This window comes from Okeania sp. SIO2F4 (assembly GCF_010672385.1).
In the GTDB taxonomy this organism is placed as follows: domain Bacteria; phylum Cyanobacteriota; class Cyanobacteriia; order Cyanobacteriales; family Microcoleaceae; genus Trichodesmium.
Genome location: NZ_JAAHGT010000278.1, coordinates 1 through 10,499, shown reverse-complemented (window position 1 = coordinate 10,499; position 10,499 = coordinate 1). Strand labels below are relative to the sequence as shown.

Here is a 10,499-nt window from a genome sequence, read left to right as displayed (position 1 = left end):
CTGCTAGAAAAAAAGTTAAAGTCGAAAAATATTGAGTTTATTCAAGCAGATAAAGAAAAATCAACCTCAACAACAGAAAAAGTAGATCTAGACAGGGATTTAGCCACGGATGCACAGATGATGCCAAATAATTAATCCGTTTATCCTTGCCCGAATCTGTGTCTAGCTACTGATAAATGAAAAAGAGCGTTTCGCTGCGCGACATAAAAGTGGAGACTAGCGACAGCTATATCGCTGATTTTTCCGAGATTGATGTTTTCTTCATCTATTGTCCAAGAGTTAGGGTTTGCTAATTAATCATTAAAGCATTAACAGATAAAGGTTTTAGCATTTTTAGGGTGTAAAAAAGTGCGCTGGTTTCAGCTTTTTCCGAGATTGATGTTTTCTTCATCTATTGTGCAATAGTTAGGGTGTGCTGATTAATCATTAAAGCATTAACAGATAAAGGTTTTAGCATTTTTAGGGTGTAAAAAAGTGCGTTGGTTTCAGCTCAAAAGTGAGGGAGCAGGGGAGTAGGGGAGATTCAATCTTGTCTGCTCAGTTTTGCTGATAACTGATAACTGATAACTGAAAAAGAGCGATCGCGTAGCGGTGCGTAGCACTATCGCCAGAATAGAGCTAGACAGGGATTTAGCCACGGATGCACAGATGATGCCAAATAATTAATCCCTTGATCCGTGCCCGAATCTGTGTCTAGCTACTGATAAATGAAAGTTAACTTGGTTCTGGAATCGTAATATCTATAGAAGTAATTTCAATCCCATTTCCCAGACTACTGAGAGGCGGTTGAATTGCTTCTTTATTACCCACAACTAAAGTTACCATTTTCTCAGGTTGCAAATATTTTTTAGCTACTCTTTGCACATCTGCAACAGTGATTTTTTCCAATTCCTGGCGATAACGGAAAATGAAATCTTTAGGATAATCATAATATTCATATCGCATCAAACGGGATAAAGTTTGAGCTGGATCTTGAAAGTTGAAAATAAAGGAATTGAGGGTAGAATCTTTAGCGTGGTTAAGTTCCTCTTCTGTAATAGGTTGGGTGCGAATACGTTTAATTTCTTCCTTAACAGATTCGATAAATGGCACAGTTGCATCCGAACGAGTTTGACCACCAGCGACGAATACTCCTGGATAATCATAATTAGGACTCCAATAAGCAGAAACAGAATATGCTAAACCTTGGCGCGATCTAATATTATTAAACAAACGCCCTCCTAAACCATTGAGGACGCTATTCATTACGCTCAAAGCTGTATAATCAGGATTATCTAATTTTCCACCTAAATGACCCATTTGTATATAACTTTGATTGAGCTGAGGTTGTTCCACAAAAAATATATCGCCGAATTCAGCTTGAGTAACATTCGGTAGAGGAGGTTTCACTGCTTTACTGCTTGGTTGCCAGTCACCTAGTTGGTCTTTAATGAGCGATCGCATTTGTTTGGTCTTAAAATCTCCCACTATTCCCAAAATCATATTCTCAGGATGAAAATATTTGGCATAGAAATCAATTAAATCTTCTTGGGAGATATTATCGAGAGTTTCATATTCAACAGTTCGAGCATAAGGACTTTCTGTACCATAAATCAATTTTTGGAACTCACGACCAGCAATAGATTCAGGGTCGTCATTCCGACGCGCAATACTACCTTCCCATTGTTGTTTAGCAAGTTCTAATTTTTCTTCAGTAAATGCAGGTTCGCGAATTACTTCAGCAAATAATCCGAATACTTTGGTTAAGTCTTCAGTGAGGCAACTAAATCTAGCACTACCAGCAGTACCGCCAATACCTGTTTCTACTGCTGCTGCTTTTTGTTCGAGTAGTTGGTTTATTTGTTCCGGGGAGTGTTCAATTGTGCCTCCTGTACGCATAACAGTTCCGGTTAAGTCTGCTAACCCTACTTTATTTTCTGGTTCAAATCTCGAACCTGTACGAAATATGGCACGTCCACCAATTAGGGGAAGTTCGTGGTCTTCCATCAGATACACAACTATGCCATTATTAAGTTGAAAGCGAGTGTAATCTGGTATTTCTAATTCTGGTAATGGTGGAAATTCTAGTTCGGTATAATGTTTTGGTGGTGCTAGAGCTATAGCTGGCATTCGTCCTAGAATAGATAACAACATTACTATTACTAAAAATGCTGTTAAGACAAGTTTCGATCTAGTAATTTTCTTTTGGCTAGAGAGCATAGTTTGTTGTTGTTAGATTACAGGTAAAAGTAGATTTTGTAGGTTGGGTTGAGGAACCGAAACCCAACACAGCAGTTCATTATTGTAGGGTGCGTATTTACGCTTCAAATATAGACCGTGAAATGGATTAAACAATCCGTCGCAGGGCACCATTTTAGATCCAATATTACTAAAAATGCTGTTAAGAAAAGTTTTGATTTAGTAGTTTTCTTTTGGTTAGAGAGCATAGTTTGTTGTTGTTAGATTAGAGGTAAAAGTAGATTTTGTAGGTTGGGTTGAGGAACCGAAACTCAACACAGCAGTTCATTATTGTAGGGTGCGTATTTACGCTTCAAATATAGACCGTGAAATGGATTAAACAATCCGTCGCAGGGCACCATTTTAGATCCAGTATTACTAAAAATGCTGTTAAGAAAAGTTTTGATATAGTAATTTTCTTTTGGTTAGAGAGCATAGTTTGTTGTTGTTAGATTAGAGGTAAAATTTCATTGTTGTAGGTTGGGTTGAGGAACCGAAACCCAACAAAGCGTTATTGTTCACTTACACATTAGTAATAAGTTTTGGGCGTTTGAGACTGCTATCCTGATGGACTGCTTTGCTAGGCTGATGAAACGCAAAAGCTACCACTTGCGATGACAGAATGACATTATTTTGCGTAAGTCCTATTTTTGTTGGGTTTCCTACGTCAACCCAACCTACACTTATTACACTACATTATTCAACGAACTACAGTATTACTGAGGAAGTAATCTACCAATAGTTCGGTTTTCTGCCACGAAAGTTTCTTGAGCTACACGTTGAATATCTTCTGTCGTTACAGCATTAATGGCATCCAACTCTTTAAATAGATTTTGCCACGAACCAGTTTTAATTTCATAACTCAAGAGAGCAGTTGCCATACCCATGTTAGAGTCAAGAGACTGCAACAGACCTGCCCGCGCTTGAGTCTTTACCCGTTCTAATTCTTCCTCAGAAACTGGTTCCGTTTTCAACTTTTCAATTTCTGTTTGCAAAGCTGATCCTACTTCATCTATATTGCTATTGGGAGCAGTCATGGCATAGAATAGCATCAGGTGTGGGTATTTATCTCCCGGATAACCACTAAACCCTCTAGCGACGAGTGCAATTTGTTGTTTCTCAACTAATGACTGATAGAGGCGAGAAGTGCGACCATTACTCATAATACTAGCAATCATATTATAAACTGCATTGTCCGGATGATTCACTGCTGGTCGATGATAACCTTCTATATACCAAGGTTGGGATTGCAACTTCATCGTTACTTCCCGCGTTTCGGTTTGGGTCGGTTCGAGAATGTTGAGTTTTGGCGGTCTTTGTTTGACTTTGTAACGACCAAAGTATATTTCTGCTAATTTTTTGACTTCTTTGGGATCGACATCTCCAACTATCCCTACAGTTAAGTTATTAGGAACGTAATGAGTATCAAAAAAATCCCGAACATTTTCTCTAGTTAAATTTTGTATATCCTCTGAATACCCAATGACAGGGCGACCATAAGGATGTACTAGGAAAGCTTTATCGAGGAATTGTTCCAATAATTGAGCGACGGGTGAATTTTCAGTGCGCGATCGCCTCTCTTCGAGAATTACTTGTTTTTCTTTGTAAAATTCCCTAAATACTGGTTCTAGAAATCTTTCTGACTCTAAAGACATCCATAATTCTAGTTTATTAGCAGGTAAGCTGTAATAGTATTGGGTGTAGTCTGCGGAGGTAGCAGCATTCAGTCCTACTCCTCCTGCTTGTTGGACAATTTTCGAGAACTCATTTTGATTGACATATTCAGATGCCAACTTTTGAGCTTTCTCAAAGTCTGCTTTGAGTTGTGCAACCTGTTCAGTTTTGCCATCCGTTGTTCCTTGCTGAATTTCTGCAAATATCCGGTCTAATTTGTCTAAAGTTGGTTTTTCTGCTTCATAGTCTTTTGTGCCGATTTTTTTTGTGCCTTTAAAGGCTAAATGTTCGAGGTAGTGAGCTACACCTGTTTTGCCATCTGGTTCATTTGCTCCGCCTACATCTGCATAAATAGCAAAGGATATAACGGGGGCATTATTTCGTTCTAGAACGATGAATTTCATGCCATTATCTAGGCGAAATTCTGTTATTTTTTTAATTACTCGGTCTAAGTAGGGTTTGATTGAGATTTTTTGGTCAGGAGTAGATTCCCTTGCTAAGGCCATACTGGGTGCAAGGCCAAGACAGAAGAAACATAAGGTAGTTAGGCAAAGGCAAAATTTGAGTGATTCGCGAACCGATCCATTAACGAATGGGCTATTAAATTTGGCCTTGTCCAGGAGTGAGATGATTAATTTTTGAGACCAGTAAGGAAATAATATAACTTGAGATAATAAGTTTTTCAGCATATCCAATTGTTATTTAGGTTTTTTCTGTTGGTTTTGGGGCAGACTTTTCTAGTTTAAGGCCAAACATCAGTAATCAAATCAATTCTATATGAATAGAATTATATTCTGGAGTATTGGGAAATTGATGTTGGCCTAATTGCTATAGCACCACGCGCCAGTCAAAAGTAATTTTTTGATTAGTGCTATATGAGTAAAATTTCTGGTAGTCCTGTAGATGTAGTGATTTAGGTTGGAGGAAGGGAATAGGGAACACTTAACTGGGAACAGAAAAGCCTTCAACAATTAATAATTAATAATTAATAATTAATAATTACCTCTTCTTATCAAGAAGAGGATTGACTAAAAGGGTTTTTTCTTGTTTTTCTCCTTAAAAGGAGAGGCTTTATACCTTTATTTTTCGGTAAATTCTAGATTTCATCCATAATAATCTAAGCTCCCTAGTTAACCTTATTATCGGAGTATCACTACTTGTACACCACTACCAAATTTCTGTAGTTGTAACGTCTTGAAAACTAGAGACTGTAGAAAAATTTTCTTTTCTACATAATAGTGATCAAATAACTCTAATCTTTATTTGAAAGAGTAACCAATCTATTGAGATAAGTTCAATATTTATGAATATGAATCCAGTTTCTTCTTTGCCTTTGCCACCTGGTAATTTAGGATTACCTTTTATTGGAAAAAACAAAATATTTAGAAAAAATTATCAATACTCTATGAAAGAAATTCACCAAAAATATGGTTCTCTTTATAAAACCAGGATTCTAGGTAAAAAATTTATTTACTTTCAAGGATATGAAGCTGTTAAATTTGTTTTAACTAATGAAAACAAATACTTTGCACCGTGTTACATTTTCAAAAATTCTCAAAGAATTTTTGGTCAAACTGACATTACTTGGTTGGCTGGTCAAGAACATAGAGATAGACAAAAACTATTAACTAAAACTCTCAAAAATAAAGTTTTAGATAACTATATTCATACCATTCATAATTTGAGCAATAGCTATTTTTTAAAATGGATTAAATCTGATTTTGTAGACTTATATTTTGAAATAAATAATTATACTTTAGATCTAGTTTTGAAATTATTGCTAGGTATAGATTCTGCTTCAGAAAGTGAAATTGATAATTATTTAAAAGAAATGAGGTCAGGATTAAATACCATTCCTTTAGCTTTTCCTTGGACTAAATTAGGTCGTGGTTTAAAAAGTAAGGATAAGTTATTTAATCAATTTGAACAAATCATTGTCAAAAGACAGAAAGAGAGTGATTTTGGTTCAGATGTATTAGGCATATTACTTACAGTTCAAGAAGAAATAGATAGCAAACTAACTGTGAGAGAAATAGCAGAACAAATGGTTAATCTTTTATCATTAGGAAGAAAGGAATTAAGTTCCGCATTAAGTTCTTTTTTGATCTTAACATCCGAGCATTTAGATGTTTTAAAATCACTTCAAATAGAACAAGAAAAATTGGATAGCTCGGAACCACTATCTTTAGCTAAATTAAAGAAAATGGTTTATTTAGAACAAGTAATCAAAGAAGTATTACGGCTAGCTCCTCCTGTGAGTGGTGGGCTTCGAGAAGTCATTCAAGATTGCTCTTTTCAGGGATTCCGAATTCCTAAAGGATGGAATGTAACTTATCAAGTTAGTTCAGTTCTTGAAGACCCAGAAATATACAAGGAACCAGAAATATTTAATCCAGAAAGGTTTAATGCAGCAAATGCTGAAGATAAAAAGAAACCTCTTTGTTATATCCCATTTGGAGGTGGTGCAAGGGAATGTATAGGCAAAGAATTTGCTTATTTGGTTATCAAAATTTTTATATCTACCCTACTAGATAATTGTAGTTGGAAATTTAAAGAGAATCAAGATTTAACAATTAATAAATTTCCTGTTGCTCGACCAGCTAATAAAATAGAAGTTTGCTTTACTAATGGATAATTGATAATGGATAATTGATAATGAAAGAGTTTTTAAATCTCTAATCCCTTTTAGGGATAGGATTGACGCGGTAGAGAAAAAATTTATTTCTCTTGGTCGATTAGATCTGGTTAGGTAACCCATCCATCCCATCCTAGGTCATGCTGCGCAAACGACCGCTTTTTCTCCATAAATGGAGAGGCTTTATTCCTTAATTTTTCGGTAATCCGTGCAGGATTTGTGAAAAAAAATTGTAGGGGTTTGGTCTCTTTTCCTTAAGCTAAGATGGGATTTTGAGACTAAACCCCTAATCCTCTACTCCCTACTCCCTAATTTGTTAATTAATCATTAAAATTGTTAAATAATGAGGCTACAAATAGTTAGAGTAAGATAAAAAGTTAACTATTATGAAAGTTTCGACTCAGTTACAAACTCCAGAGATACAGACACGAACTAGGATCTTACAAACAGCTCAAAAGTTATTTGCTAAATATGGATATGATGGTACTACTATTAGAGATTTAGCAAAGGAGGCGGGAGTAGCAGAGAGTACATTATTTCATCATTTTACTAATAAAAAGGCAATTTTGATAGAGTTGGCTACGACAGGATGGGTGGAAATTCTTACAGATTTATTGACAGAATTAAGTGAGATGTCTAGCTATAAAGCTGTGGCACAAGTGATGCGTCGCCGGATGTTAAATATTAGTCGCAATGCAGATATGATGAAAGTCTGTTTCTTGGAAGCGCAGTTTCATCCAGAATTGAGGGATAAGATTCAATCGGAAGTTATTGAGAAAATGACCGATGTGGCGGAGGCTTTTTTTGCAACAGCAATGGAGCGGGGTGTATATCGAAAAATGAACCCAAAACTTGTGGCACGGGTATTTTTAGGAATGTTTGCGATCGCGGGTTTTAGTCAAAAAACTTTATTAGAACCTGATGCTTCTCCCCAAGCAATGCAAGAAATGGCAGAGGGATTAGCTGATATTTTCCTGAATGGTGTTTTGGTCTCTGAAAAAGGTGTTCAATAATTAATAATTAATAATTAATAATTAATAATTAATTATTAACAATTAACAATTACCTCTTCTGTAATAGAAGGATTGGCTAAAAGGAATTTTTTGATTTTTTCTCCATGAATGGAGAGGCTTTATACCTTTATTTTTCGGTAAATGTTAGGTATTGGAGAACTCCAGGAATTATCAGCCTTTTGTCAAACCATTGTAGGGATGTTCCATGGAACGTCCCTACAGTCTTTTTAGGAGAAGATTTACAAAAGTTAAATTATGATCGGCGGATTTAGTATTAGTGGGAAGCGGTAGTTATGGCCATATTGAGAATGGCTAAGTAGGCAGGTGGGAAAATTTACAACTACGTCATTTCAGTTATCAGTTATCAGTTATCAGTACCCCTAGCTGTTTGCGCAGCATGACAAACGGAAAGCTTCGGGATTGAAATATGGAATATTCTATTTTTTTTATCCCCTTAAAAGGGTAGAGACTTGAGATCACAATTTTTCGGTCATTGCGACTGGAACGGAGTGGAAGGAAGCAATCTCAAGGGTATGAGGTGCATCAACATTTTGTTATATAGTGAGGTTAATGGGTAGTCGTCCTAATTGTTCAACTGATACTATCCACCACCACCGCCACCACAACCGCCACCACCGCCACCGCCACCACAACCACCGCCACCGCCGCCACCGCCACCGCCACCGCCACCACAACCACCGCCACCGCCACCGCCACCACAACCACCGCCACCGCCACCGCCACCACCGTCGCCACCGTAGCTACTACCGCTACGACGACTACGATGACTACTACGACTACGATGACTACTACGACTACGATGGCTACTACTACGAATAAGCCAGATGATCAATAAAAACGACATCAATGTTGGAAAAATCGAAGATATTAGGTCTAATAATCCTGAAAAAAGAGAACTAACTACCTGAATGCGCTGCCAATTTGGTTTTGAAACATCAAGAATATTATGAGGAAATAGCACCAAAACTTCTATTTCTTGTTGCGGTGGAATAGCTTTTTTAGCTACAAATTCTACAGTTGTAGAATTAATTTTTTGACGGTTAGTTGGCACTCCCAAACTTTTATATCTTTGAATTTTTTCTGATAAAACTTCTGGCAGTCGGACTATTATTTTGGCATTGTTAATAACAGCACTGCGGTTAGCAAATATTGCTTTCCAGTAAACTTTATCTCCACTATCATTAATATGTAAACCACCAATTACCCGATATTTCAATACAAAAGTATGTGCTTCAGGAGCATTGAGTTGATGTTGCCATTTAATCCATATGTGGTTATTTCTGATTCCATTTTTGCTAGGAATCTGTTCCTGATTTTCCCAAACTGTAACATCAGTAATTTTGTCTACTTTATCTAGTGGAATATATCGATATCTTTGGTTTGTATGGGGTTGGGTGAAGACATATTTATGGGTTTCGCTGACCAGCATATCTCCATTCTTTTGCACATCTATTTCAACATTGATAAAATCCCAGTAAAAAGGAGAAGTTCCCTGAGCAATAGTTTGTAATGCTGGAGATAAACCAATCAATATTGCTACCAAAAAAGTTAATATTTTTCGTAGTTTAAATCGGGATTTTTTTTGAGAGTATGGTTCAATCAAAACGGGTAATTCATTCATTTTTTTATTTTCCTTAGTAGAGGTGAAAATTTTAGTAGCAAATCAATATAGCAATTCTCATGCTGCTGAAGTACAAAATTCCTTTGTTTTAGGGAACAGGGAACAGGGAACAGGGAACAGGGAACAGGGAATAGAATAAAAATAAAGATATGTTTACCTCATTAGGCTGAGAAACGCTATATAAAATAAACTGAATTTTATCGTTATAGTCAATTTTTGTATAAATACTTTTTTTTAGAAATAAATCACCCTGAAAAAAATCAGAATTATTGCTCGATAAGTAGAAAAGTTGTTAATCTAAAATTGATGTTTAGTCAATTATCCAATAACCATTTTGTCGCCAATATTGTTCCTTTAAAGCTTCTTCTAAATTTTTTGGTTGAATCCAACCTTGGAACATTAACAGTTCTCCTAATTTCAGATGCATTGAAGTCTGAATGTCTATTGCTTCCTTTAATTGACTTTGGGAAATAACTTGTCTTCGCAGTAATATTTCGCCCATTTTCATTGAAGTATGAATATTTATTGCTTGGTTTAATTGACTTTGAGAAATAGCTTGTCTTCGGAGCAAAATTTCACCTATTTTCATAATCATGTTCTACCTTGATTGATGTGGTCTGTTCATTACCTACTAGCTCTTATCAGAGGGAACTTATGCAAGTTCTGTAAAATATTTCTCAAAGGTGCATAAGTTCAAATCATCAGAGACTAGAATAAAAATGAAATTAGTTGATGAAGCTTTTAATTTAAAATCCTATGAGTCAATCGAATACGACTATTTATCAATTGTTAGACTATCAAATCAATAATTTATTAAACGAAAAGTTTGCCAAAGAATTAAGCCTTGGCAAGTATAGTCGCTGGGCATTAGGTTTAACTGCAGCCCAAATTATTCCGATGCTATCAGCTATTGGTGAGTATGGTAGAGTTGGTATTCAATGTCCTGATATTGATACTAGACCGATTCTTTCTGGGAAAGGTCTTAATTCTTTAGGAATTATTTTACCGTTAAATGAAAAGCAACAAAAAGCTCTTAACTTTCTTGGTAACTATTTTTGGAGTGAAGATAAGTTGAGTCCACCTTTTGACTATAGTAAACGCTCGCCTAATTTTGCTGAAAATGTTAACTGGGCAATAAATCTCACCAGTAGTGACTTATTTGGGATCATTTGGCATCTGGGAGGTTTCGGTATAAGGGACCTCCAAAAAATCAAATGTACAATTGATAATGATAATTATTGTTGGTCAAAGGAAGGGGCAACTATGAGCTGCCCCTTCCCACTCCACTTTTTTTGTAGTAAATTTGAAACTGGGGCGT

The 10,499-nt window shown here is 36.1% G+C and carries 7 protein-coding genes; 3 read left to right on the top strand and 4 right to left on the bottom strand.

Annotated features, from left to right (window positions below):
• Positions 1–714 precede the first annotated feature (714 nt).
• Positions 715–2,199, bottom strand: coding sequence for a M16 family metallopeptidase (locus tag F6K22_RS18325; RefSeq protein ID WP_293100766.1), 1,485 nt, complete (start codon positions 2,197–2,199; stop codon positions 715–717).
• Between the two features lie 734 nt (positions 2,200–2,933).
• Entirely contained in the window at positions 2,934–4,397 is a 1,464-nt protein-coding gene (locus tag F6K22_RS18320) for a M16 family metallopeptidase (RefSeq protein WP_293100763.1), read from the bottom strand.
• Positions 4,398–5,194: 797 nt separating this feature from the next.
• Here F6K22_RS18320 and F6K22_RS18315 point away from each other — a divergent pair.
• Both F6K22_RS18315 and F6K22_RS18310 read left to right on the top strand, forming a co-directional pair.
• Positions 5,195–6,526 (top strand): cytochrome P450, encoded by a 1,332-nt coding sequence (locus F6K22_RS18315; RefSeq protein ID WP_293100760.1) that lies wholly within the window; start codon positions 5,195–5,197, stop codon positions 6,524–6,526.
• 386 nt (positions 6,527–6,912) lie between these two features.
• Positions 6,913–7,539, top strand: coding sequence for a TetR/AcrR family transcriptional regulator (locus F6K22_RS18310; RefSeq protein ID WP_293100757.1), 627 nt, complete (start codon positions 6,913–6,915; stop codon positions 7,537–7,539).
• Between the two features lie 601 nt (positions 7,540–8,140).
• Here the strand turns inward: F6K22_RS18310 and F6K22_RS18305 are convergent.
• Both F6K22_RS18305 and F6K22_RS18300 read right to left on the bottom strand, forming a co-directional pair.
• On the bottom strand, positions 8,141–9,181 hold the full coding sequence (locus tag F6K22_RS18305) for a DUF2207 domain-containing protein (RefSeq protein ID WP_293100754.1): 1,041 nt from the start codon (positions 9,179–9,181) through the stop codon (positions 8,141–8,143).
• Positions 9,182–9,491: 310 nt separating this feature from the next.
• Complete coding sequence (locus F6K22_RS18300) at positions 9,492–9,770, bottom strand: cyclic di-GMP-binding domain-containing protein, MshE-related (protein ID WP_293100751.1); 279 nt, start codon at positions 9,768–9,770, stop codon at positions 9,492–9,494.
• A 167-nt stretch (positions 9,771–9,937) separates the two neighbouring features.
• Here F6K22_RS18300 and F6K22_RS18295 point away from each other — a divergent pair.
• The coding region (locus tag F6K22_RS18295) for a hypothetical protein (RefSeq protein ID WP_363273843.1) at positions 9,938–10,499 on the top strand (562 nt) is incomplete at its 3' end.

Excerpts from the sequence above, each read along its gene's own strand:
- F6K22_RS18325 (WP_293100766.1), bottom strand. The coding sequence starts at position 2,199 with ATGCTCTCTAGCCAAAAGAAAATTACTAGATCGAAACTTGTCTTAACA.
- F6K22_RS18320 (WP_293100763.1), bottom strand. The coding sequence starts at position 4,397 with ATGGCCTTAGCAAGGGAATCTACTCCTGACCAAAAAATCTCAATCAAA.
- F6K22_RS18315 (WP_293100760.1), top strand. The coding sequence starts at position 5,195 with ATGAATATGAATCCAGTTTCTTCTTTGCCTTTGCCACCTGGTAATTTA.
- F6K22_RS18310 (WP_293100757.1), top strand. The coding sequence starts at position 6,913 with ATGAAAGTTTCGACTCAGTTACAAACTCCAGAGATACAGACACGAACT.
- F6K22_RS18305 (WP_293100754.1), bottom strand. The coding sequence starts at position 9,181 with ATGAATGAATTACCCGTTTTGATTGAACCATACTCTCAAAAAAAATCC.
- F6K22_RS18300 (WP_293100751.1), bottom strand. The coding sequence starts at position 9,770 with ATGAAAATAGGTGAAATTTTGCTCCGAAGACAAGCTATTTCTCAAAGT.